Origin of the sequence: Levilactobacillus tongjiangensis (genome assembly GCF_003946345.1) — a bacterium.
GTDB lineage: Bacteria > Bacillota > Bacilli > Lactobacillales > Lactobacillaceae > Levilactobacillus > Levilactobacillus tongjiangensis.
In genome coordinates this window covers 1-1206 of record NZ_RHNY01000042.1, presented here as the reverse complement: position 1 = coordinate 1206, position 1206 = coordinate 1, and the positions used below count along the sequence as shown (strand labels likewise).

1 protein-coding gene is annotated in these 1206 nt (G+C 44.4%); it reads right to left on the bottom strand.

The features are described 5' to 3' along the window. Nucleotides 1–58 precede the first annotated feature (58 nt). Nucleotides 59–1084, bottom strand: a complete 1026-nt coding sequence (locus tag EKM75_RS12660; RefSeq protein ID WP_043023465.1) for an IS30 family transposase — start codon at nt 1082–1084, stop codon at nt 59–61. Nucleotides 1085–1206 lie beyond the last annotated feature (122 nt).

The following is a 1206-nucleotide window of genomic DNA, read 5'->3' as shown; positions in this document are numbered from 1 at the left end:
CCTCAATTGTCAAATCAAGTGCAACACTAAGAATCTATTCTTAGAAGTGGTCTAGTTGCTAAGCTAGTTCAGGCATTAGATCGGCTGGGCAACGATAGTTTAATGACCGCCGCAGCCGGTTGTTTAAGGTATCCTGAGCCAGCTGAATATCAATGAGTGAGGCCAAAACCAAGGATCTACCCTTCGGGAAGAACTCGCGCAAAAGGCCGTTAGTGTTCTCATTGGTTCCGCGTTCCCATGGTGAATAAGGATGGGCAAAGTAGATGTCCGTTCCCGCCACTTGGCTCAAGCTTGAGAACTCGGCACCGTTATCAAAAGTAATGGTTTTAAAGTACTCAGTTCCATAGTCATATAAGGTGTTCTGGAGGGCTTTCAAGCAAGTGTCGGCATGATAATTGGGAAGTTTAACGATGATTTCTAAACGACTAACACGTTCAGTCAAAGTCATTAATGCTGGCTCAGATTCAACTCGTTTACCTTTGACCAAGTCACCTTCCCAGTGTCCAAGCTCTTGACGTGCTTGAACCACAGTGGGACGTTCTTCGATTGAATGGCCCAGATTCTTCTTATTGATTCGGTGATGCTTTGTTCCGGGACGTTTGACTCGGCGACGGAGTTTAGCTGGTAGGTCTGAATTACGGATAGTTAAACGCTGGTCATCAATGTATCGATACACCGTCGGTGTTGAGGGACAGACAACTCCTGGGTAATTAGTCTTGAATTGGTGAACAAAAGTATCCACACTATGCATTCTGGGGCGAGCTTTTAAAGCTGTAACCAAAGCATTACAGAAGGTTTGACAGTGATCAAAGAGTCCACGATAACAGCTGTTTAGCCGGTGCTTACGATAAACTGCTTCGCCAGTTTCCGCCAGATATGACTGTTCGAAGATACGAGTATTAGCGTTAATCTGTGTTGTTGTCCCCCGTCTTAATTCACGCGAAATCGTACTGGGATTACGATGAAGAGCCTTGGCAATCCGGCGGATGGACCAATCTAAGCCCCTTAGGGCTTCAATTCGACCACGTTCAGCTAAATTGAGTTGGTGATACTGATTAGATATGATATTCTTAATTCGGGTCATGAAGATACCTCTTTCTTGTTTGTGGTGAATTAAGAATAGGTCTTCATGGCCTTTTTGACTAGTCTGAATAAAGAACTGGTCTAGTAGAGCAGGTGTTGCACTTCAATTTTAAATCGAGGTCA